At 39.4% G+C, this 23,798-nt stretch carries 19 protein-coding genes; all 19 read left to right on the top strand.

The annotated features are described in order from the left end of the window. The 19 genes from MHH50_RS28275 to MHH50_RS28185 all read left to right on the top strand — a co-directional run bounded on the left by MHH50_RS28275 (position 1) and on the right by MHH50_RS28185 (position 23,796). Positions 1–1,200, top strand: coding sequence for a glycosyltransferase family 4 protein (locus MHH50_RS28275; protein ID WP_340033742.1), 1,200 nt, complete (start codon positions 1–3; stop codon positions 1,198–1,200). A gap of 13 nt (positions 1,201–1,213) precedes the next feature. Continuing rightward, complete coding sequence (locus MHH50_RS28270) at positions 1,214–3,595, top strand: glycosyltransferase family 4 protein (RefSeq protein WP_340033741.1); 2,382 nt, start codon at positions 1,214–1,216, stop codon at positions 3,593–3,595. Between the two features lie 437 nt (positions 3,596–4,032). After that, on the top strand, positions 4,033–6,138 hold the full coding sequence (locus tag MHH50_RS28265; RefSeq protein WP_340033740.1) for a glycosyltransferase family 39 protein: 2,106 nt from the start codon (positions 4,033–4,035) through the stop codon (positions 6,136–6,138). A 172-nt stretch (positions 6,139–6,310) separates the two neighbouring features. After that, positions 6,311–7,039 carry a glycosyltransferase family 2 protein gene (locus MHH50_RS28260; RefSeq protein WP_076220837.1) on the top strand — a complete coding sequence of 243 codons (729 nt, stop codon included), beginning with the start codon at positions 6,311–6,313 and terminating at the stop codon, positions 7,037–7,039. Further along, a complete protein-coding gene (locus MHH50_RS28255) occupies positions 7,036–7,440 on the top strand; it encodes a DUF2304 domain-containing protein (RefSeq protein ID WP_076310683.1) in 405 nt (134 codons plus the stop codon). The genes MHH50_RS28260 and MHH50_RS28255 overlap by 4 nt, the downstream gene beginning before the upstream one ends. A gap of 207 nt (positions 7,441–7,647) precedes the next feature. Next, the gene (locus tag MHH50_RS28250; protein WP_076310682.1) at positions 7,648–8,595 is read left to right on the top strand and encodes a flippase-like domain-containing protein; all 948 of its coding nucleotides are present in this window, start codon (positions 7,648–7,650) and stop codon (positions 8,593–8,595) included. Continuing rightward, entirely contained in the window at positions 8,588–9,598 is a 1,011-nt protein-coding gene (locus tag MHH50_RS28245; RefSeq protein WP_076310681.1) for a glycosyltransferase family 2 protein, read from the top strand. Before MHH50_RS28250 ends, MHH50_RS28245 begins: the two co-directional genes overlap by 8 nt. An 18-nt stretch (positions 9,599–9,616) precedes the next feature. Next, a complete protein-coding gene (locus tag MHH50_RS28240) occupies positions 9,617–10,360 on the top strand; it encodes a sugar phosphate nucleotidyltransferase (RefSeq protein WP_076220861.1) in 744 nt (247 codons plus the stop codon). A 21-nt stretch (positions 10,361–10,381) separates the two neighbouring features. Then, positions 10,382–10,930, top strand: a complete 549-nt coding sequence (gene rfbC, locus MHH50_RS28235; RefSeq protein ID WP_340033739.1) for a dTDP-4-dehydrorhamnose 3,5-epimerase — start codon at positions 10,382–10,384, stop codon at positions 10,928–10,930. A gap of 54 nt (positions 10,931–10,984) precedes the next feature. Continuing rightward, the gene (gene rfbB / locus MHH50_RS28230) at positions 10,985–12,007 is read left to right on the top strand and encodes a dTDP-glucose 4,6-dehydratase (protein WP_076310680.1); all 1,023 of its coding nucleotides are present in this window, start codon (positions 10,985–10,987) and stop codon (positions 12,005–12,007) included. A 24-nt stretch (positions 12,008–12,031) separates the two neighbouring features. Next, entirely contained in the window at positions 12,032–12,895 is an 864-nt protein-coding gene (rfbD, locus tag MHH50_RS28225) for a dTDP-4-dehydrorhamnose reductase (RefSeq protein ID WP_312151147.1), read from the top strand. A 114-nt stretch (positions 12,896–13,009) separates the two neighbouring features. Then, on the top strand, positions 13,010–14,035 hold the full coding sequence (locus tag MHH50_RS28220) for a glycosyltransferase family 2 protein (RefSeq protein WP_340033738.1): 1,026 nt from the start codon (positions 13,010–13,012) through the stop codon (positions 14,033–14,035). A gap of 103 nt (positions 14,036–14,138) precedes the next feature. Next, on the top strand, positions 14,139–15,092 hold the full coding sequence (locus tag MHH50_RS28215) for a glycosyltransferase family 2 protein (RefSeq protein ID WP_339188644.1): 954 nt from the start codon (positions 14,139–14,141) through the stop codon (positions 15,090–15,092). After that, the gene (locus MHH50_RS28210) at positions 15,089–16,495 is read left to right on the top strand and encodes an undecaprenyl-phosphate glucose phosphotransferase (protein WP_340033737.1); all 1,407 of its coding nucleotides are present in this window, start codon (positions 15,089–15,091) and stop codon (positions 16,493–16,495) included. Before MHH50_RS28215 ends, MHH50_RS28210 begins: the two co-directional genes overlap by 4 nt. 108 nt (positions 16,496–16,603) lie before the next feature. Continuing rightward, on the top strand, positions 16,604–17,470 hold the full coding sequence (locus MHH50_RS28205; protein WP_076303630.1) for a phosphatidylinositol-specific phospholipase C/glycerophosphodiester phosphodiesterase family protein: 867 nt from the start codon (positions 16,604–16,606) through the stop codon (positions 17,468–17,470). 226 nt (positions 17,471–17,696) lie between these two features. Further along, positions 17,697–18,416 (top strand): heptaprenylglyceryl phosphate synthase, encoded by a 720-nt coding sequence (locus tag MHH50_RS28200; protein ID WP_139330100.1) that lies wholly within the window; start codon positions 17,697–17,699, stop codon positions 18,414–18,416. A gap of 61 nt (positions 18,417–18,477) precedes the next feature. Beyond that, positions 18,478–20,817, top strand: a complete 2,340-nt coding sequence (gene pcrA, locus MHH50_RS28195) for a DNA helicase PcrA (protein WP_340033736.1) — start codon at positions 18,478–18,480, stop codon at positions 20,815–20,817. Between the two features lie 77 nt (positions 20,818–20,894). Then, on the top strand, positions 20,895–22,907 hold the full coding sequence (gene ligA, locus MHH50_RS28190) for an NAD-dependent DNA ligase LigA (protein ID WP_076099629.1): 2,013 nt from the start codon (positions 20,895–20,897) through the stop codon (positions 22,905–22,907). A gap of 181 nt (positions 22,908–23,088) precedes the next feature. Beyond that, positions 23,089–23,796, top strand: a complete 708-nt coding sequence (locus tag MHH50_RS28185) for a response regulator transcription factor (protein ID WP_340033735.1) — start codon at positions 23,089–23,091, stop codon at positions 23,794–23,796. Positions 23,797–23,798: the final 2 nt, after the last annotated feature.

Below are 23,798 nucleotides of genomic sequence, written 5' to 3'. Positions count from 1 at the left end.
ATGAAAATTGGAATAATTAAACCTGATTATAAGATTAATGGCGGTTTCGAAGTAGTTATCAATCATATTAAAGAAGAATTAGAGAGAATCGGACATCAAGTAGATATCGTTTATGTGGATGCGACGGAGAGAAGTACTAATAATATTCCGTTCCCTGTAAGCAACGATGAGTATGAACAGAATGTTGAATTTTTTAATTATATTAATTACTTTTGGAAATACATGAAAATGGATTTATCATTATATGATACAGTCATAAGTACTCAACCTCCGTCCTTTGCTATACAGCATCCTAAGCATATAGCCCTCTTTTATCATCATAGTAAGGTTCATTATGACTTGTCAGAACTTATTCAAGAAGTAGGGCTAAATAAGCCATTTCATCTGAAGGCTCAAGAAGTGATAAGGGAAATTGACTCTATTAGTCTGTCAAAAGTTTCTACTATTTTGGCGGGAAGTAAAACCATAAAACAGAGGATTGCCAAATACAATAACCTAAGTACAAATGTAGATCTGTTTTATGCCGGAATCGATAACGATATATATAATTATAACGGGCCAGTCTCATATCAGTCCCCAATAGTAGTTGGAAGGCATGAGTTTCCCAAACGACCTGAACTATTTGTAAAGGCTATGAAAAAAGTACCGGGAGTTCAAGGGCGAATTATTGGTGAAGGCGGACGAACCGATGATCTTAGGAAAATAGATCAGTTGTTGACGTATGCGGCTAAGCAAGAAGTGGAGATATCTGATGAAGTTGTTTGGAAGAGAATGTCCAATGGATCGTTCACAAATGAACACTTAGACATACTTCATAAATCCCAAAAGACCCATTTGAAATCCAATGTTATTTTTACAGGGAGAGTATCGAAAGACGAATTATTTAAAGAATATGCCAACGCGTTGTGTGTAGTTTGTCCTGCTTATGAGGAAGACTACGGACTAACAGCTATTGAAGCAATGTCATTCAAAAAGCCTGTAATAGCTTGTACAGACGGCGGTGGATATGCAGAATTAATTAAAGATGGCGTGAATGGTTTTCTAGTAGAACCTAATTCTAATGCTCTTGCTGAAGCAATATATAAACTAGCGTCTAATCCGGATCTAGCTAAACAGATGGGGGTTAATGCTTATGAAACAAGCAGATTATACTCCTGGAAAAATGCAATGAGAACAATCTCGGAAACGATTATAAAGTAGGAGGCGCTCATGAATGAATATAGCCATTATCTCTCCTAGTCCTAAACCATTCGCAGTAGGTGGCATCGAAAAGTTGATGTTGGGGCTATATTATAATATAGATAAATTAACTGATCATCGAGTTGAACTTTTTAAAATTCCTACAGAGGAAAACGGGTTCTGGCAGCTTATTGATAGTTATAGGAATTTTTATAAACTGGATTTGAGCCATTTTGATATGGTAATAAGCTTTAAATACCCTGCATGGATGGTTAGCCATCATAATCATGTCGTTTATATGGCCCATCATCTTAGAGGATTATTTGATACTTATCATTTTATGAACATGCCTGAAAAAATGAATAAGACAAAGTATGATCTAATTAATGAAGTAGTCAATTATGCCAATACTAAATCGAATTTAAAGAATAATCTTGATTCTTTCTTTGAACTTTTAGATCAAATATACAGGGATAAGGATTCATATCCGGAGTCCTTATTTGCATTCCCTGGACCGTTTATAAGAACTATTATTCATTTTTTAGATGAGTGGGCTTTACATCCTTCCAGAATTACCAGGTATACTTCGATATCTAATACCGTTAAGAAAAGAAAAGATTATTTTCCGATCAATGAAGATGTTGAAGTTATCTATCCACCTACCTCGCTTGAGGGGCTTGAAGCTGGTGCATATGATTATTTTCTGATCGTGGGTAGATTGGACGGGGCTAAGCGAGTTGAGATGGTTGTTAAAGCAATGAAGTTGGTCCAGAACTCCAATGCTAAATTACTGATTGCTGGAACAGGCCCAGATGAATTTAAGTTGAAAGAACTCGCTGGAAATGCCTCTAATATAGAGTTTGTGGGATACATTAACAATGAAAAACTAACTACTCTGTACAAAGATGCATTAGCAGTAATATATATTCCTTATGATGAGGATTATGGACTGGCCACTATTGAGGCGATGCATTGTAAGAAGCCGGTAATTACATGTAAAGACTCTGGGGGCACGACAGAATTCGTGAGACACGAAATTACCGGATTAATTGCTGATAGCAACCCAGAGAGTCTAGCTATCCAACTAGAGCGACTAATCAATGATATTCCTTTTGCAATGGAATTAGGAGAAAAAGGTTATGAAGCAGTAAAAGGAATTACTTGGTCCAACACAATCCAAAGTTTACTTAATAATAAAGGAGTATCCGTTTCATCACGTCCCACTGTAAGAGATAAGAAAAAGATTGTTGTTTTATCTACTTATCCAGTTTTCCCGAAACAACATGGAGGACAACTTAGAATATATAATTTGTACTATAATTTGAAAGAGGAATTTGATCTAACTATTGTTAGCCTCAATGATAAGGGACAGTATTACAAGCTTGATAAAGATGGTTTTGCAGAAATCAGTATACCAAAGACCCAAAAGCATCAAGATCAAGAGTGGCAGATAGAACGTGAAGTGGGTATACCGATTACTGATATTGCAATGGAGAGGTTATCTCACTATACTCCTGAATATCATGAAATTGCTAAGAAGTATCTAGATGATGGGGATATATTAATTGCTTCTCACCCTTATTTATTTCATCTCATTGAACCATATAGCGGTCAGAAAAAAGTAATATACGATGCTCATAATGTAGAATATGAACTGAAGAGAAATATGCTTCCAGATGGTAAAGTAACAAATGATCTTTTAAAGGGCTTATTTGAGCTTGAAAAAAGAGCTGCAGGGCTTAGTGATTATATATTGGCATGTTCAAAAGAAGATATTACTAAATTCAAAGAGTTATTTAACGATTTAGATGATGAGAAATTTTTGCTTGTCCCAAATGGAGTTGACCTAACAAACAATAAATATACTAGTCTTACTGAGAGAAAAATGCAGAAAGAAAAATTGGGATTAAGTGATGAAAACATCATAACTTTTATTGGTAGTTGGCACAAACCTAATCTCGAAGCCGTTGAACAAATATTAGAGTTAGCTCCAATGCTGCCTACCTGTCATTTTATAATTATGGGAGGCCAGTGTGAGGCTTTCAAGGGGATAACCCCACCACCAAATGTTGCATTTGCAGGAATAGTTAGTGAGGAGCTTAAAAGCTTAATCTATTCTGTCGCAGACATTGCGATAAATCCAATGGTCAATGGTTCTGGAACTAATTTGAAAATCGCTGAATATATGGCAAATGGGGTTCCTGTTATTTCAACAGAAGTTGGGGCTAGAGGGTATAGTTTTCAAAATGAACATTTGATCATTAGCGAGTTAAATGGATTTGTCAAGATGATTGATATCTTGTCTAAAGATGAACAATTAAAAAATGATTATATTAGAAACGCATATAAATACATTGTTGAAAACTTCTCATGGGATTTGATTTCTCTGAGAATACTAGATTTACTTAAAGATTAAAACTGAGCTATTTCACTAAGCTTAGCACTAGATGACGGATAACATAGTTAATATGGGAGGTAATATGGAAAGGAGTATTGATACGGATTCCCTTTGAGGATTTACATTCATAACAGTTCGTAAGTTGAATATTTTGGGTAGGACTATTGACTAGTAATGCAGCGATAATTACTAAATAATATCACGCCTGTTGATTAACAAGATATTGAAAGCTTAACCTGCACCAAATATGTAATTTCCTTCCTATGAGGAGGGGTAGCTTAACGAGTCAGGCGCTAGGTAAATTGTAGGTAGCGGAAGAATTTAAAACTTTTTAAAGGTGAGCTTATATTAGTTGATCAACAGACGGGACACTTTATATGTAATATTATGTCGGTAAAGTCTTGACTCATATACCTCGGGAGTGTCGAGAGGTATTGAAATTTGGGGAGGAACACATGGTTACAGAAAGAATTAGAAATCTAAAAAATATATATGTATTGTTAGCTGTTTTTCTTATTAATTTCATAGTTAGAATATACTTGGCAATTAAATTCGTGATTCCAGATACGTTTTACGATGAAGTTCTTTGGTATAATTTAGGTAAAAGTGTAAACGAATCCTTTGAAATGGTGTTTAGAGGATTTAATATGGATATTAAAACGATTCTTTATTCAATGTTCATTGCCCCGGCTTTTAATTTGCCTAATAATTATCAGTATATAGGTGTAATATCAATAAATGTTTTCCTGATGAGCTTAACCGTGTTTTTAATTTATAAAATTATCATAATGATTACAAGTAGTAGAAAAATTGCATATTTTGGGGTTATATTAAATTGCTTTATGCCTGAGATGGCGTATTCGTCCAAGATTTTGCAAGACAACTTGTTTTATCCACTAACATTACTTACTTTATTGGTACTTATTAGATTAATTAAAAGCGATAAAAATAAAGTTGCTACCTCAATTTTGTTAGGTTTCTTAGTGTTTCTATTAACGATTTGTAAGGATTTTGGGTTATCTTTTTTGGTTACATTAGTTATTTTTTTTGTATGGGAAATATTCAGTAGTAAAAATGTAAAGCAATCTTTTGTTATTTTAGGGAGCTTTGGATGTACATTTATTCTTTTTAACTTTATCTATAGTAAGTGGTTTTACTTTGTTAATAATGATATAAATAATGATTTTGCTCAATCATCTCTTATTAATGTACTATTACATAAATTATTTGATATTGAAGAACTAATCAGATATTTTTATGCGATAAATATATACTTACTTTTATTGTTGCTTTGTACTGGAATAATACCGATTATATTAATAATTCTTAATTTTAGAAAATTTACAGATTATCAACAAAAATTTGCTCTAATTGTATTAACAACGTGTTTTATTACACTGAGTGTAGCAATATTCTTAACAATTGGTTCTGAAACACCAAATGACTCTAATATAAGGGTGCATTTCAGATACATTTACAGCTATTTTGTGATCTTAATTACCTTAGGTTTATATTCATGGGAGATTGGTTTGAATAGTGTTCAGCATAAAAAATTAATTAATGCACTGTATGTTACGTTTGCTTTTATAATCATTGCAACATTACGTATTAATCCTGGATCATCAATTGATTCTCCCATCATTATAAGTCTTCGTTATTTTGATAGATATGCATACGGAGAGTATTTAATAAAGAGTTTTTTTCTTTTTGTAATAATTTCAATCTTGTATGCAATTCGTAAAAATAGAAAATTGATTTCAATAGGTTTATTCGTGGGTATCCTGGGTTCATTTCTTTTGAATACAATTATTTGGTATGATTGGCAGAATGACAATAAAATAGCGCAAAAAAGTTTAATTCAGGACATAACTGCAATTAATCACATTGTTGGAAATAAGGATGTATTACTTATAGGACAAACGGTTGCAAGTGAAAGTAATTTAGAAATGGGTCTTAAGGATGCAGCATATAGATATATGCTCTTTGATGATTTTGTTAATAAACTAAAAGATGAAGGTGAATTTAGTATTGAAAATCTTCCCTTGACTGGATTTCAAATCAATGAGCGAGTTGATATGACTAATTATCCACAATATATTATTACTCGTATAAACACACTTCAAGATATAGATATTGAAGGTTATAAGAAAATGAATACAAATTTGGCGCAATATGATATTTATAATTTGGAATCGATGGTTATGAATCTTCAGTACTTAATTAAAAATAGGTATCCTGATAATTGGACTGAGAAAAATTTTAGTATAGAAGCATTTGGATTAAAGGGGAAAGATAAATTTAATCTATACTTGAATATTTCCAAAGGAGCAAATCCTAATAGAGTAATTGACATGAAATTAAGTACAGGGCAAGGTAATAGTCAATTAAAAATAGACAAGGAAAATAGTGAAATATATAAAGTTGAGCTGAAAAAGGATATAAACGAAGATAAAGTAGTTGTTAATGTTTCTTCTGAAAATACATTTATTCCAAATAATGTTCTTATGAATGGAGATAGTAGAGAGTTACTAGTTCGACTGGAAAGCTTGGAGATAGATTGAATTAAGAAATTTTAATAAAATTTTAGGTTTAGTAGTAGATTGAAACAATAGGTAGTTGAGAGGCATTTGAGAATAGTTTGATACATTAACATTTCAGATATCCACTATGTTCAATATCTATACATGTTAAGGAAGCTAAGAACATTAGATTATTAATAAGAGGTGGGTAACATTGAATAAAAGAGTCCTTCTAATCATTCCGGCTTATAATGAGCAAAGCAATATTTTAACTCTATTGAGTAAAGTTAATAGTCTAAATATTACTAGTGTTGAGATAGAATATTTGGTTATAAATGATTGTTCCCAGGACAGTACAAGTTTGTTATGTAAGGGGGCTAATGCTACGATTGTAAATCTACCTTGTAATTTGGGAATTGGAGGAGCCGTTCAGACTGGGTATATCTACGCGTACAATAATAATTTTGATATTGCAATCCAAGTTGACGGGGATGGACAACATGATCCATATTATGTGAAAGATTTGATAGCGCCTATTGTTAAGGGGCATGCCGATTTTGTCATAGGGTCAAGATATATAGAGAAAAAAGGATTTCAGTCTACTGTTTTTAGACGAATGGGTATAAGTTATTTTAGTTTTCTGATAGGGATGTTATATCGTAAAAAAGTTACTGATCCAACATCTGGGTTTAGAGCGTGTAATAAAGATATTATCAAATTGTTCGCTTTAAATTACCCCACTGATTATCCAGAGCCAGAGTCAATAGTGTATTTATTAAGAAATCGATATAGAGTAATGGAAGTAGCTGTAACGATGAAAGAGAGGGTAGGAGGAGTATCATCTATCCAATCTTTCAAGGCTGTTTATTATATGCTTAAAGTTACTCTCGCCGTATTAATTGACACCTTAAGAAAAAGAACGATAATTGAGGTGGAAAAATGATTGAATTAAAACTCCAACTGACTCTGATAATTAGTTCTCTAATAGTTTTCATTGTATTATTAAATATGATAAGGAAATACCGTCTTGAGTTAAAATATGCATTAATTTGGTTAGCTATGAGTCTCTTAATTATTATATTAGCCTTATTTCCTGGAATTTCTGTATATACTGCTCATTCAATTGGTATTGAAACTCCTGTAAATGTATTATTTCTGTTGTTTATACTTTCAAATCTAACCATATCTTTTAGTATGACGATAGTAATATCTAAAAATGCATCTAAAATTACTAAGCTAACACAAGAGTTAGGCTTGATTAAAATGGATATAGAACAGTTGAAATCTTACCAAATATCATTTAGAAACGAGCAGGTAGAAAAATACCATATTTACAAAGAGTAGTTAATGGTAAATATTCAGTTTTTTTACTTGCTTACAGAATAAAATCATTTTTTCTGAATCTATAGCCTACATTGCATTAAATAAACATAAGTATGTATGAAAAATGTGGAAAATCTGGTCAAAATTATTTTAGTTTAGTTGTTGTGAAACGCAGTTTTTATTTAAAATAAACGGATTTATTGATTATGGAGAGAAGAATGGTGAAATGTGAATAAAAAAAGACTCATTTATATGGTTTTAGGGGCTGTACTGTGTTTTGGACTAATTTTGTTTCTTCGGAATAGATTTGAAAATGTTAATTATTATTTTTTTTCTGCCGGTTTTTTTGTATATACTATAGTTCTTTTTTTGAGATCTTATAAACTTAATAGAATTCTGAATGTGTATACAAACATAGGTTATAAGGAAACTTTATCATTAACGGCCTCCAGTCAACTAATGGGTGCGTTTATTCCAGGACGCGCTGGAGAGATTCTTGTTTCGGCTTATTTGAAATTTAAATATACAGTTGACATATCAAAGGTTCTACCGATTTTATTCTTAGATAAAATTATAGAGTTACTATGTGTCTTATTGTATTCTTTATTTGCAATATTGATCTTTAGTGGGAGTTTATTTTCTTTTGTGACTGATAATTTCAAAGGCATCCAAGATAACTATTTAATTCTGATTGTGGTTATTATTTTTATAATATTCCTTTTTCTATTCTTGATAAGAATATTTGGTGCAAGGTTAAAGAATATTTTAGTTAACATAAAGCAAAGCTTGCTGATTCCTATTAAAAAACCTAAATTAGGTTTTATTATTATCATTACTTCTATTCTCACCATCATATCCGAATACTTTTACTTATATTTAATATTCCATGCGTTCAATATTGAAATTACAATTGCTAAGATAATCATTGTACATTCTCTTGGTATGATTGTCGGTGTTTTAAGTATGATACCGGGTGGTCAAGGAAGTACAGAAGTAACAATGATTGCAATATTACACTTTTGGGGTTATACAACATTAGCAGTAATATCTCCAATACTAGCGAGTAAAATCCTAACTTATATTACATTATTTATTTATGCTGTTCCATTACTGCCCTACAGTATTTCTGTTCTAAAGCAAAGGAGAGTATCCAGAAAGAAGGTGGAAAATGAATAATTTAATATCCGTCATTATTGTGAATTACAATGGTGCAGATTATATCGGTGAGTCTATTGAATCTGTAATTAATCAAACTTACACAAACTGGGAAATAATTGTGTTGGATAATAACTCTAGCGATCATTCTGTGGAGATAATTAAACGGTATCCCTCAGTAAAACTAATCGAATCAAAGATTAATCTTGGATTTGCTAAAGGCAATAATATGGCAATCAGAGAAGCTAGCGGGACATATTTTGCACTTCTGAACAATGATGCTACGGCTGAGGTCTTTTGGTTAGAGTCTATGGCTAAAATTCTCGATCACAATGATGAATATGGTAGTTGTGGATGCAAAATAATCTCGTACTATGAGCAGAATCTTCTTGACTCAACTGGATTACTGATTAGTCCTAGTGGAATGTCACGAGCTAGGGGGAGAAATGAAAGTATTCATGATTATAATACTTCTGAACCAATATTAATACCTAGTGGTTGTGCTGCCATGTATAGAAAAAAAGCATTAGACGAGGTCGGATTATTTGATGAAGACTTTTTTTGTTATTGTGAAGATACCGATCTAGGGTTTCGTCTTCAGATAGCTGGTTGGAAGTGTTTCTATGTAAGTGAAGCAGTCGTTTTCCATAGATACTCTTCAACTTCAGGCAAGTATTCTCTTTTTAAGACTTATTTAGTTGAACGAAACCATTATTGGTTTGTTATTAAAAATTATCCAATTTCTTTGGTGCTAATGAATCCTATTCATACAATTAGACTGTATTTTAATCAATTACTAAACATGTTTAATCAAAAAGGTGCAACTAGTGAGTTAATGAGTAACACTTCAACAATGAAATTACTATTAACCTTATTAAAAGCACATAAAGATGTATGGAAGATGCTATTTATAATGTTAAAGAAAAGATCTGCAAATAACAAATTGAAAAAAGTAGATAATAGACAAATCAAAGAATGGATAAAACAGTACAGTATATCTGTAGCAGACCTATTTAAGTCTTAACATTTGGAGGTTAGTTATATGAAAGGCATAATCCTAGCAGGAGGTACAGGCTCACGCCTATACCCCTTAACAAAAGTAACAAATAAACATCTTCTTCCCGTAGGGAAATACCCAATGATTTTCCATTCCGTTTATAAATTAAAGCAAGCCGATGTAACAGACATACTCATTGTTACTGGTAAAGAACATATGGGTGATGTTGTTAATCTTTTAGGTAGTGGTCGGGAAATGGGCGTATGCTTTACATATAAAGTACAGGATGAGGCAGGTGGGATTGCTCAGGCCTTGGATTTGGCAGAACAATTTGTTGGAAACGACCAAATGATTGTTATCCTTGGTGATAATGTATTTGCTGATGATATTTCTCCTTATGTTGATAATTTCCGTGAACAAAAATCTGGTGCAAAGATTTTGATCCAAGAGGTCTCAGATCCTAAGCGGTTTGGTGTGCCTGAGTTAGATGGCAATCAAATCGTTTCCATCGAAGAGAAGCCAGGTGAGCCTAAGTCTAGCTACGCGGTGACAGGAATTTATATGTTCGATAGTAGAGTGTTTAAGATAATCAAAACGATAACTCCTTCTGCACGTGGAGAATTAGAGATTACTGACGTTAATAATGCATATATTAAACGTGGAGAGTTGACTTTTGATGTTCTTCAAGGCTGGTGGACGGATGCAGGTACACATGCTTCATTAGCTAAGGCACACAATTTGGCCCAAAACCTTGTTTTTGGTGAGGAATTTGGAAAGCTGAAACTTTAGATGTGAAGGAGATTTGTGATTATGAAAGCTACAGCATTACAACTGCAAGGCGCAAGCCTACTAGAACCGGTTGTCCATGGCGACAACCGGGGTTTTTTTATGGAAAGCTATAACGAAGAAATAATGCATAAACTCGGAGTTAACTATCAATTTATTCAAGACAACCAGTCCCTCTCAGCAGAGGTTGGGGTGTTACGTGGCCTGCATTACCAGTTAAGCCCTAAGGCGCAAACAAAGTTAATTCGCGTCTTATCCGGTGTAATTTATGATGTTATCGTCGATATCCGTCGTAATTCCCCTACATTTTGGCAATGGGTGGGAGTAATTCTTAGCGAATATAATAAAAGTCAACTTCTGGTGCCTAAAGGCTTCGCACATGGGTTTTGTACGTTAGTACCTAACACCCAAGTGTTATATAAGGTGGACGAATATTATTCCCCCAAAAATGATCGCGGCATATTATGGAATGATCCAGCCTTAGGTATTGATTGGCCGACTTCTAGTCCGGTATTGTCGGATAAAGATCAACGTCATCCATTACTGAAAGATGCGGAAATAAACTTTGATTAACAGTGGTGAGCAAAAACTTGAATATAATCTCAAAGAACAAAAGGTGGGCTATAAATGAAACTGCTAGTTACTGGCGGAGCCGGATTTATCGGCAGCAACTTTGTATTATACATGCTGCAACAACATCCTGATTACCAGATCGTCAACGTGGATGCATTGACTTACGCAGGTAATCTGGAGAACCTAAAATCGATCGAGAATCATCCGAACTATACGTTTGTGAAGGCCGACATTACAGATGTTACTGCGATGGATGAACTGATTAGCCAGGGTGTGGATGTCGTTGTCAATTTCGCGGCGGAGTCGCATGTGGATCGGAGTATTTTAGAGCCGGAAGTGTTTGTGAAGACGAATGTACTTGGAACACAAGTGCTTTTGGATGCGGCGAAAAAATACAGTATCACTAAGTTTGTTCAAGTATCTACGGATGAGGTATATGGATCACTGGGAGCGACAGGATTATTCACTGAAGAAACTCCTCTGGCTCCTAACAGTCCATATTCAGCAAGTAAAGCAGGCGGAGACTTGCTAGTACGTGCGTATCACGAAACGTTTGGACTGCCAGTGAATATTACCCGCTGCTCAAACAATTATGGCCCGTACCAATTCCCGGAAAAGCTTATTCCGCTGATGATTTCCCGTGCACTTGCTGATCAAGCGTTGCCTGTTTATGGCGATGGAATGAATATCCGCGATTGGTTGTATGTTGAGGATCATTGCAGCGCGATTGATTTGGTTATTCATGAGGGTGTGAACGGCGAAGTCTACAACATTGGTGGCAATAATGAACGTACGAATGTGCATATTGTAAACACGGTATTGCAGGAACTAGGCAAGCCTGATTCTTTGATTACTTATGTTCAAGACCGTCCTGGTCATGATCGCCGTTATGGGATTGATCCAACTAAGATTATGAATGAACTGGGATGGAAGCCGAAACATACGTTTGAAACAGGTATTAAAGAAACTATCCAATGGTATCTCAATAACCGCGAGTGGTGGACCCGTATTCAATCTGGGGAATACCAAAAATATGCTGAACAGCAATATGGTGATCGTTTAGGTGACTCATTGTAATTTTGATACGGGGGTAAAATAGCTATGAAGGTACTTGTTACAGGTGCGGCCGGACAACTAGGTCAGGACGTAGTTTTACTGCTCCAGCATCAAGGTCACGAAGTGTTGGCTTGCGATCGTCAGGAGATGGATATTACTGATCTGGATCAGTGCATCCAAGTTATTGGCGGGTTTGGACCGGATGCGGTTATTCATTGTGCTGCTCATACGGCAGTAGATGCGGCAGAAAGTGATATTGATGCAGCTTATTTAATTAATGCTACTGGCAGCCGAAATGTAGCGCTTGCTTCTGAAAAAGCTGGAGCCAAGCTGGTGTATATTAGCACGGATTATGTATTTGATGGTATGGGTGCACAGCCTTACCATGAATATGATAATACAGACCCTAAGAGTATATACGGCAAATCGAAACGTGCGGGTGAGGTACTCGTTCAATCCCTCTCCTCTAAGTATTTCATCGTACGAACGTCATGGGTGTACGGCAAATACGGAAATAACTTTGTCAAAACAATGCTAAAGCTTGGTCAAGAAAAGCCAATGCTTCAAGTTGTCGATGACCAAAAAGGTTCGCCTACTTACACAGTCGATTTAGCTCGATTTTTGCTTGAGCTTATTCAAACTGAGAAGTATGGCGTGTATCATGCGTCAAATAGCGATTCTTGTACTTGGTTTGAATTTACAGAGGCTATTTTTGTAGAGGCGGAGGACGTATTAGGTTTGCAATTTACTGCCAAGGTTGAACCATGTGCTACGGAACAGTTCCCACGGCCTGCACCACGTCCTCGTAATTCGGTGATGGAGCATTTGTCAATTCGTACGAATGGTTTTCAGGATATACGTCATTGGCGCGAAGGCCTCAGAGCTTTCCTCTTGGAGTTAAAAGAATAACTATTTCACCGAACTCCTAAATCGTATAAAACGATGCGGGAGTTTTTTGTGTTCTTTCGTTATAATAAGAAGGAAGCAGGTAGTTAATTAGAAATTACAAAGTCGAGGATACTCATGAATAACAAAACAGTTAGTGTACATATCGTCACCTACAACAGTGCGGATGACATTATAGATTGCTTAGAGGCAGTAATGGCACAGGATTATCCTATTGAGAAAATTGTTGTTGTGGACAATGCGTCTTCGGACGATTGTGCAGAGAAAGTGAATATATTCTTTAACGCGGTCGATAAAGGGGCTTTTTCTAGTAATTCACTAGAGGAATTAGATCTGTTCAATTCACAAGCTAACAAGGAAGCGCCCACGAGCCTTCTACTTATCCAAAATCAAAAAAACACAGGCTTCGCCCCAGCTCATAACCAAGCTATAGCTGCTACAGAAACAGATTACATACTAGTCCTTAATCCGGATTTGACGCTGGCTCCAGACTATATCTCCAGACTAATCACACAGATGGAGAATAATCCACAGATCGGCAGCGCCACAGGTATGCTTTTGCTAAAGGCTGATCACGGATCAGTGGATAGCACTGGTCTTCAGATGAACAAGGCACGTCGTGCGTTTGACCGTGGTGCGGGGGAGCCAGCAGAACTATGGAAACAGTCGGGTCCTGTATTTGGTGTATCTGGAGCGGCTGCGATGTATTCTCGGCGGATGATCAACGACATAAGTGTTAATGGCGAATTTTTTGATGCCGACTTTTTTGCCTATAAGGAAGATGTGGACGTGGCTTGGAGGGCGGAGTTATTTGGCTGGCAGGGATATTATGATGCTGAGGCGATCGGATATCATGAACGTGGCTGGAAAACGTCTGGTCGCAGCACCAAAGCGATGTTCATCCGACGAATATCTTACATTAACCGCTACAAAATGATCTATAAGAATGAACCTGCTCGAACGATGCTGAAGACAATCTTCATTTCTCTCCCCTATGAAATTGCAGCTCATGGTTATATGCTTCTGAGAGAGCCACAGTTAATTACAGCGTGGAAGTCCTTTTTTACTCAGCTCCCTGCGTTAAAAAAGAAGCGGGAGTATATACAAGCCGCGATAAAAGAGAGAAAGAAACACAAAAGCTAAATCGCATCTGGAAAAACCTCCCTGAAAGGTCACCTCCTCTCAGGGAGGTTTTATGTTATAATAATTGTCGGTAGATTACTATATTTGTCAGGAGCGTTACGCAGTGAATGTAGATGTAAGCATACTTATTGTCAATTACAACACGTGTCGCCTGACGATGGACTGTATCAGGTCGGTATATGACTCAGAAACGAACTATTCCTATGAGATTATTTTGATAGACAACAATTCCCATGATGATTCGGTAGAGATGATTGGTAGAGAGTTTCCAAGTGTCATGTTGATCGCAAATAACGACAATGTCGGTTTTGCCCGTGCAAATAATCAGGGGATGGAAGCTTCGTCCGGACGGTATGTACTATTGCTCAATTCAGATACGGTGGTGCGCAGGGATACGCTGGAGACGATGATCTCCTTTATGGATGGTCGTCCCGATGTTGGGGCGTCAGGATGTAAGATTATATTGCCAGATGGGTCGCTGGATAAAGCGTGTAAGCGAGGATTTCCTACACCGTCAGCTTCCTTCTATTATGCTTTTGGTTTCAGTAAGTTGTTTCCGGATCGACCGAAGTTTAACGGTTACCAGTTAGGTTATCTGGACCCTGATCTTGATTACCCGATAGATTGTCTGGTGGGTGCGTTTATGCTGCTGCGGCGGGAGACGATTGATCAGGTCGGCGGATTAGATGAAGAGTTTTTTATGTACGGTGAGGATTTAGACTGGTGCTATCGTATTAAAGAGGCTGGTTGGGAGATTTATTATTATCCGAAGACCTCCATCGTCCATCTCAAAGGCGGCAGTGCCAGACGTAGACCGTTCAAGATCGTCTATGAATTTCACAGGGCAATGATTTTATTTCATCGTAAGCATTATAGTAGGAAGTACAACAGTATTATAAATGGAACAGTATATGCTGGTGTTGGTATGAAGTTTGCTCTGTCCCTTTTGCGGAATGTCCTAATCTTTCCTAAAGCAGTTCCATCACCTGCACAGAGTCTTAGCTCTGCTACGGAAACAGGCGCTCGTAACGATAAGAATACTGAGGTGAGATTATGATTCGGCGGAATCAGAAATTTTTGACACAGCTCTATATGGTTGCTGACTTTCTTGTCATCCAACTGTCCTTTTTAGCGGCTTGGTGGATCAAGTTCAAGAGCGGATGGATGGAATCCTATAACACGCTGCCTGTAGAGTCTTACGCTTATTGGAGTATGATTTATGGCGTAGTAGCTGTCTTAATTGGTATCCTTTTATCGCTTTATTTGCCTAAGCGTAAGAAACGTTTCGTCGATGAATTTCTGAAGATTTTTCAAGTGCATATAATTGGTATTTTTATTCTGCTGGGTTTGATGTTTTTTGTGAAAGAAATTGATATCTCCCGTGTCTACCTTGCTATTTATATGGGATTTAACGTTCTTTCCATTATGCTTTACCGTTATGTGTTGAAGAAGATGCTTAAATCTTTGCGCGAAAAAGGATTGAACCGCCAGTTCGTACTTATCATCGGCGCTGGTACACTCGGCAAAAGATTCTACAACAATTTGGAGCAATATCCAGAGCTCGGATATGAAGCTATTGGTTTCTTAGACGACTATCATACTTGGGATGGAATTGAAGAACAGCGCTATAAACCGATTCTAGGTACGGTTGATCAGTTATCCGGAATGCTGGAGATGCTGCCTGTGGACGAGGTTATTCTTGCTTTGCCGCTCGATGCGCATTCTAAATATCCTTCGATTATTGCGGCCTGTGAAAAAGCAGGGGTACGCACATTGATTATTCCGGATTTCTTTGATTATTTACCAGCTCGTCCTTACTTTGATAACTTTGCAGGTATGCCAATGATTAATGTTCGTGATATTCCACTGGATATGACGGGGAATAAGATGGCAAAACGTTTGTTTGATATCGTGTTCTCTCTATTCGCTATTATTATGATATCTCCTGTGATGCTGATCGTAGCTCTCGGCGTACGTCTTACCTCGCCGGGACCGATCATATTCCGGCAGGAACGGGTGGGACTTAATCGGCGTAATTTTATGATGTATAAGTTTCGTTCAATGAAGATGCAGCAGGACGGGGAAGAGGATACAGGTTGGAGTACGCGGGAAGATCCGCGTAGAACTCGATTTGGAACCTTTATCCGTAAGACAAGTCTGGATGAGCTTCCGCAATTTTTTAATGTATTACTCGGTCATATGAGTGTAGTTGGCCCACGGCCAGAACGACCATTTTATGTAGAACAATTCCGTGATGAAATTCCGAAGTATATGGTGAAGCACCATGTGCGTCCAGGAATTACGGGCTGGGCACAGAGTAATGGGCTGCGCGGGGACACTTCAATTGAGGAACGGATTAAGCACGATATTTTCTATATCGAGAACTGGTCCTTACTGTTCGATATTCGAATTATTTTCAAAACGATTCGCAACGGCTTCGTTAACAAAAACGCATATTGAGACCTGCACTTATTTAGATTTGTGAAATTTTAATAATACCCCGTTTTGCCACTGGCAGAGCGGGGTATTAATTTTCTAATCTAAACTTTGCAAAGGAAACTCACAACTATGAATAAGAAAAAGATTATTGCAACCGTAGTAATGATTGTCGCACTAATAATGATTCTTGTAATAACGTTGAACAAAGAGGAAGAGCAACCCACGAGCGGTTTTGAAGCGCACAGAATCGTTGCACATGCCATGGGGGGAATTAACGGATATACGTATACCAATGCTTGGGAGGCCTTTGTCGCTAACTATGAACGGGGAACTCGCGTATTTGAAGTTGATTTTTTGTTATCGAAGGATGATCAGTTGGTTGCGCGGCATGAATGGACAGGCAATATGAGCAAGCTTTTAGGTCAGTTGGAGGTTCTCCCTGCTAATAAACAGGGTGTGGCACTAGATTACGAGGAATTTATGGACAGCCCCATCCTGAATATATACTCTCCGCTTGATATTGAGAAGGTGCTTGATCTAATGCAGAATTATCCAGATGCTTATATCGTTACGGATACCAAAGAAATCCAACCGGAACTTATAGAGAAGCAATTTACATTGCTGACCGAAGCGGCGCAGCGTCGGGATCCAGCGTTGTTGGAGCGGATAGTTCCACAGATCTACAATCAGCCGATGCTTGATGAGATCAATAAGGTGTATTCTTTTCCAGAAGTGCTTTACACCCTGTACCAATCTAAGGATACGGATGAACAAGTTATTGAGTTTGTTAAAAAAACAGGTGTGGATATTACGATGCCAGTTAGCCGGGCCACCAAGAGTTTTGTCAAACAGTTAAAAAATATCGGAGCTCGTGTATACGTTCATACAGTGGATGAAGAGGATGAGATTAGAGCGTTATCTCGTATGGGTGTAGACGGATTTTATAGTGATTTTGTGCCTGAAAATGATTTGAATAACCTCAGAGGTATACGCTGAAATTTATCCCCACTCATTACAACTAATATATCCCTGCAAAGTGCTGCTTTCCTCAGATGTGTATTCAGGTACTTTGCGGGGACCTCAAATTTACATACGAAAAAATGTTCGTATTTTTGTTCGCTTTAAATTGACACACCTCCTGTGCTGGCATAGACTAGATCTATATCTTTTGCGGCGGCAGGAGTGTTTTGTCTTGCCCAAATGACAATTAAGGATGATTCCCATGAAATCAGTACAGCAAATGATCAAACCTTGGCGGCATGTGTTTAAGTTGGACCCAGATCGTATGATTTCAGATGAGGATTTGGAGGCCGTTTGCTTGTCCGGCACGGATGCCATATTGATAGGAGGCTCTACAGGAGTTACTTATGAGAATACAGTAGATCTCTTATCAAGAGTAAGACGTTTTGAGCTGCCCTGTGCACTCGAGGTATCCGAACTTGAAGCTGCTGTACCCGGATTTGATCTTTATATGATTCCTATGGTGCTAAATACACCTGATCCAGCTTGGATTGTAGGCCATCATCGTCGAGCTATAGAGCGTTATGGATTTATGATCCCATGGGATCAGCTGCTAACGGAAGGTTACGTCGTTTTGAACAGTGATTCTTCAGTTGCGCGGATTACAGGGGCCGAGACAACCATTAATGCTGAAGAGGCGGCTGCGTATGCCCAGGTTGCGGACAAGCTGATGTCCCTGCCAATAGTCTATCTTGAATATAGCGGTAGATTTGGGGATATGGAGACAGTACGTATAGTGCGTGAGATGGTGGAGCAAGCCCAACTATTTTATGGAGGCGGCATTACTTGTGAGGCAGAGGCCGAGCAGGCAGCAGCTCTATGTGATACAGTAGTTGTCGGCAATATTATTTATCGGGATGTAGAGCAGGCAATTCGTACGGTATTTGCTGTTAAAAAGACGGTGCAAGAGCAGTTCGACTAGCGGTTAGCTTATGGACTACTTATGATTTGTAATTTTATTTTTAGAAAGGAGCATGTTACACATGCAACTTATTAACATACAAGACGCGGTCAGCCGATTGAATCCTCCACAAAGGCAGGCTGTCGAAACTACTGAAGGACCCCTTTTGATTATGGCTGGTGCGGGCAGTGGGAAGACGAGAGTGCTGACTCACAGAATTGCCTGGCTGATTGCTAATCGAAAGGCGCCGCCTTGGGCGATTTTGGCGATTACATTTACGAATAAAGCTGCGAGGGAAATGCAGGAACGTGTATCTAAGCTCGTTGGACCTGAGGGAAGAGATATTTGGGTATCCACCTTTCACTCCATGTGTGTTCGGATCTTGCGGAAGGATATTGAGCGCATTGGATTTACTTCCAACTTCTCGATTCTGGACTCTACAGACCAGTTATCAGTCATTCGTAATTGCATGAAGGAACTGAATATTGATACGAAAAAATTCGAACCGAAAGCTGTACAAGCCATAATTAGCGCATCTAAGAATGAACTGATTACTCCGGCGCAGTATGAGCAAAAAGTCGGTGATTATTTCGAAGGTTTAGTTGCCAAGGTTTATAAAATGTACCAACGGCGTTTGAGAAGCAATAACTCGCTTGATTTTGATGATTTGATTATGAAGACTATCGAATTATTTAAGGAAGTTCCCGAGGTTTTGGATTTTTACCAAAAGAAGTTCAAATACATCCATGTGGATGAGTATCAGGATACGAACAGAGCACAATACATGTTGTGCCGCATGCTGGCAGACAGCCACCACCGCATTTGTGTGGTAGGGGATAGTGACCAGTCGATCTATCGCTGGCGTGGTGCGGATATTACGAATATTCTTAATTTTGAAGAGGATTATCCGGAAGCGAAGACGATTCTGCTAGAACAGAATTACCGTTCAACCGCTAATATCCTGAATGCAGCCAATGGGGTAATCGCGCTTAATAGTGGCCGTAAACCGAAAAAGCTGTGGACCGATTCCGAGGAAGGCGCCAAGATTAAGGTGTACCGGGCGGATTCCGAGCATGACGAAGGGTATTTTGTAACCGGAGAAATCAGCAAAAATGTGAAGCAAGGTCAAGCTTACCAGAATCACGCGATTCTATATCGGACGAATGCTCAGTCACGGGTAATAGAGGAAATTTTGATCAAATCAGATATTCCATATCAAATCGTTGGCGGGATCAAGTTCTATGATCGTAAAGAAATCAAGGATCTGTTGGCGTATCTACGTTTACTGTCTAACCCTGATGATGATATCAGCCTGACGCGTATTATTAATGTTCCTAAGCGTGGATTAGGGGATACCACGGTTGGCAAGCTGGCAGCTGCTGCTGGTGAACGTGGTGTTTCTATTTTCCGAGTACTGCAAACGGTCGATGATTTGGGCTTTGCTGGACGGACGCGGAATATGCTAGTAGAGTTCTACGATATGATTGAAGCTCTACACCGTATGGTGGAGTTCTTGTCTGTAACCGAATTGACGGAAAAAATACTGGAGATGTCCCAGTACCGTTTGGAGCTGCAAAATGAAAACACACTCGAATCACGCTCGCGGCTAGAGAATATCGATGAGTTCTTATCGGTGACGATGGAGTTTGAAAAGAACAACGAAGACAAGTCGCTGGTCTCCTTCCTCACGGATCTTGCACTTATCGCAGATATCGATAGTGTGAACGATGATGAAGAGGATCGTAGTGATGCGGTTGTGTTAATGACGATGCACAGCGCCAAAGGTCTGGAGTTCCCGACGGTATTTATCGTCGGAATGGAAGAAGGCGTGTTCCCACACAGCCGTGCCTTCCAGGACAACGACGAGCTGGAGGAGGAACGCCGGCTTGCGTATGTGGGGATCACCCGCGCGGAGAAACAACTGTTTCTCTCTTGTGCGCGGATGCGTACGCTCTTTGGCCGGACGACGGCGAACCAACCGTCCCGCTTCTTAGAGGAGATTCCGGAGGAACTGAAGGAAGATACCGTTAAGACTCAAGACCGCTTCCAGCGCGGAGGCGCGGAGGCAGGCGGTGCTTACAGCGGACGCGGTTTCGGCAGCGGTGGCCGTGGGAACTTTGGCGGCCGGGGCGGAGCCGTCGGAGCTACGCCGGCAGGCGGCGGAAGCACGGCGTCAGCGGCGGCAAGCAAGAGCAGCGTGACCGTGACCTCCGGAGGCGCACAGCGTGCTACCGGAGCAGGGGCTGCAGCAGCTGGCGATTACAAAGCGGGTGACAAGGTCTCCCACGGCAAATGGGGCACGGGCACCGTTGTATCTGTTAAAGGCAGTGGGAATGACACGGAGCTACAGATTGCTTTTCCGGCTCCCGTGGGTGTGAAACGCCTGCTTGCGGGGTTTGCGCCGATTACCAAAGTGGAATAATAGCAGACAACGATTAACGAACGGATATTTAGACCACGCTAACTTTAGGAAACTTATTGACGGAGGGATGTACCTGCATGGATGCTATGCATGTGATGGAAGAGCTTGTTGCGGAATTAAATAACTATAATTACCACTACTACACGCTGGATGCACCGCTAGTCAGCGATAAGGAATACGATGTTTTATACGACAAGCTTGTAGCACTGGAGGCTGAGAGTGGCTTCGTACTACCGGATTCGCCTACACAACGTGTAGGTGGAGAGCTGCTTAAGGGCTTCACGCCGCATCGGCATCTGGCACCGCTTTGGAGTCTGGATAAAGCACAGAATATTGAACAGCTGCGCAGCTGGAATACCCGGGTGCTCCGGTTAGTGAATGAATACAATCTTAAGAATCCAGATACCCCTCTTCCTGATCCTTGTTATGCAGTAGAACTGAAGTTCGATGGCTTGACGCTGAATTTAACCTATCGTAATGGTGTTCTCGAACAGGCATCAACGCGTGGCAATGGTGTAGTTGGCGAAGGAATACTTGCACAGGTGAAGACCATCAAATCCGTTCCATTGACGATTCCCTTCAAGGATGGGGTCATTGAGGTTCAGGGTGAAGGGATTATGAATCTGTCTGTGCTGGCTGATTATAATACAAGGGCTGCAGAGCCGCTGAAGAATGCGCGTAATGCAGCAGCAGGTGCACTGCGTAATCTTAATCCGAAGACTACTGCGGACCGCCGTTTGAACGCTTTTTTCTATAATGTAGGCTTTGCAGAAGGCGCGGAGTTCGCTGACCATCAGGAAATGATGGATTTTCTGCGGAATAACAAATTTAAAGTGAACCCATACCTGACCTACTGCAATGATTTTGATGATGTAACTGAGCAGCTCGCTGGAATCGAGGAGAGTCGTTCGAGTCTTGATTACCTCATTGATGGGGCTGTAATTAAGGTCACGGATTTCCGGATCCGTGAGGTGCTTGGCTACACTGACAAGTTCCCGCGTTGGGCAGTAGCTTATAAATTTGAAGCCGAAGAAACGACGACCGTGCTGGAGTCTGTTAGCTGGAATGTAGGTCGTACAGGTAAAGTGACTCCGCTGGCTCGGGTTGAGGCTGTAGAGCTTGCCGGAGTTACCGTTCAGAACTGCACCCTGAATAATGTGGGTGATATTGAGCGCAAAAACTTGAAATTTGCCTTAGGTTCGCGGGTCTTTATTCGCCGTTCCAATGATGTTATCCCAGAAATTCTCGGCAAGGTAACAGAGGAGAATGACGGTGGAGAGATTATTTTCCCTGAGGATTGTCCAGCTTGTGGATATCCGTTAGAAATGCGCGGAGCACATCTTTTCTGTAACAATAAACTGAATTGTAGGCCGCAGATTATCAGTCGGATCACCCACTTTGCTTCGCGTGATGCGATGGATATCGAGACGTTCAGTGAGAAGACGGCGGGTCAGCTCTATGATGAGCTTAATGTACATGACTCTGCGGATCTGTATGAACTGAACTTTGAGCAGCTTGTACAGCTGAACCGTTTTGGTGAGAAAAAAGCACAGAATTTGCTGCAAGCTTTAGAAGATAGCAAAGGTAGAGATCTTGCTTCATTTCTCTTTGCGTTAGGGATCCCTAACACAGGTAAAGCAACGACGAAGATGTTGGCTGATCATTTCCGCGATCTGGATGCTGTGATGCAGGCCAAAGCCGAGGAGCTCGCTGAGTTACCAGACATTGGTGGGATTGTCGCCGAGAGCATTGTCAGCTTCTTCGCAGACCCAGTTGTAGTAGCTAATGTTTCCCGCTTGCGGACGTTGGGTGTGGAAGCAAAGGCTCCTGAGGCGCCACGTCCTGTTAGTACCGATTCCTTCTTTAGTGGCAAAACGGTCGTATTGACCGGTTCCTTGCAAAAGCTTACCCGAGATGAAGCAGCTGAACGTCTGGAAGCACTCGGAGCAAAGGTGTCGGGAAGTGTGTCGAAGAAGACGGATTTAGTTATTGCTGGTGAAAAAGCTGGCAGTAAGCTGGCTAAAGCGCAGCAGTTAGGCATTCAGGTCATTGAGGATGAAGATGAGCTAATTCGCTTGTTGGATATGTAAGTAACAAACTATATTCGATTCCAAAAGGTTCCCGGTTCCATTTCGTTTAAGTACGAGAGGAACAGGGGCCTTTTTTTGCGTGGATTACAACTAAACGTTTCATTTTTAGAAAAAAATTCGGATGATCTGCTAATATATAGCTATAGATATTTATTACTATATTTGAAAGGAAACCCTTCCTGTGAAGAGAGAAACGATATTGTTAGTAGACGATGAGAAGGAAATTGTAGAACTGTTAACGATTTATCTCTGTAATGAAGGCTATAGACTGCTAAAGGCTTATGATGGAATGGAAGCGATGGAATGTCTGCAGAAAGAGGAAGTTGATCTAATTATTCTTGATGTCATGATGCCTAAAATGGACGGGCTAGCTGCATGTATGAAGATCCGTGAAGAGCGGAAAATGCCAATTATCATACTATCAGCCAAAAATACAGATATGGACAAGATCTCCGGCCTGAGCCTCGGGGCAGATGACTACGTGGGCAAGCCGTTTAATCCTTTGGAGATTGTGGCACGAGTAAAATCACAGTTGCGCCGTTATCACGGATTTAATAAGGATAGTAATACGTTGGGAAACGACAGCAAACTAAGCTTTGAGGATCTGACTATAGATACGTCTAAGCATGAGGTGTATGTAGACCAGCAGAAGATTAAACTGACTCCGCGGGAATTCTCTATTCTAGAGCTTTTAGCGAGACACCAAGGTCAAGTGCTTAGCTTGGAGCAAATTTACAATAAGGTATGGAATGAACCCTTTTTAGATGGCGGTAACACAGTGATGGTACATATTCGTAATCTCCGAGACAAAATCGAAATCGATTCGAAACGCCCACGTTATATACAAACCGTCTGGGGAGTTGGCTATAAATTAGACGGACCTTCCTGAAA

The sequence above is a fragment of the Paenibacillus sp. FSL H3-0302 genome, from assembly GCF_037982245.1.
GTDB classification, from domain to species: Bacteria; Bacillota; Bacilli; order Paenibacillales; family Paenibacillaceae; genus Paenibacillus_AQ; species Paenibacillus_AQ odorifer.
This window is presented reverse-complemented; position numbering and strand designations above follow the sequence as displayed.

Excerpts from the sequence above, each read along its gene's own strand:
- MHH50_RS28275 (WP_340033742.1), top strand. The coding sequence starts at position 1 with ATGAAAATTGGAATAATTAAACCTGATTATAAGATTAATGGCGGTTTC.
- MHH50_RS28270 (WP_340033741.1), top strand. The coding sequence starts at position 1,214 with ATGAATATAGCCATTATCTCTCCTAGTCCTAAACCATTCGCAGTAGGT.
- MHH50_RS28265 (WP_340033740.1), top strand. The coding sequence starts at position 4,033 with ATGGTTACAGAAAGAATTAGAAATCTAAAAAATATATATGTATTGTTA.
- MHH50_RS28255 (WP_076310683.1), top strand. The coding sequence starts at position 7,036 with ATGATTGAATTAAAACTCCAACTGACTCTGATAATTAGTTCTCTAATA.
- MHH50_RS28245 (WP_076310681.1), top strand. The coding sequence starts at position 8,588 with ATGAATAATTTAATATCCGTCATTATTGTGAATTACAATGGTGCAGAT.
- MHH50_RS28240 (WP_076220861.1), top strand. The coding sequence starts at position 9,617 with ATGAAAGGCATAATCCTAGCAGGAGGTACAGGCTCACGCCTATACCCC.
- rfbC (WP_340033739.1), top strand. The coding sequence starts at position 10,382 with ATGAAAGCTACAGCATTACAACTGCAAGGCGCAAGCCTACTAGAACCG.
- rfbB (WP_076310680.1), top strand. The coding sequence starts at position 10,985 with ATGAAACTGCTAGTTACTGGCGGAGCCGGATTTATCGGCAGCAACTTT.
- rfbD (WP_312151147.1), top strand. The coding sequence starts at position 12,032 with ATGAAGGTACTTGTTACAGGTGCGGCCGGACAACTAGGTCAGGACGTA.
- MHH50_RS28220 (WP_340033738.1), top strand. The coding sequence starts at position 13,010 with ATGAATAACAAAACAGTTAGTGTACATATCGTCACCTACAACAGTGCG.
- MHH50_RS28210 (WP_340033737.1), top strand. The coding sequence starts at position 15,089 with ATGATTCGGCGGAATCAGAAATTTTTGACACAGCTCTATATGGTTGCT.
- MHH50_RS28205 (WP_076303630.1), top strand. The coding sequence starts at position 16,604 with ATGAATAAGAAAAAGATTATTGCAACCGTAGTAATGATTGTCGCACTA.
- MHH50_RS28200 (WP_139330100.1), top strand. The coding sequence starts at position 17,697 with ATGAAATCAGTACAGCAAATGATCAAACCTTGGCGGCATGTGTTTAAG.
- pcrA (WP_340033736.1), top strand. The coding sequence starts at position 18,478 with ATGCAACTTATTAACATACAAGACGCGGTCAGCCGATTGAATCCTCCA.
- ligA (WP_076099629.1), top strand. The coding sequence starts at position 20,895 with ATGGATGCTATGCATGTGATGGAAGAGCTTGTTGCGGAATTAAATAAC.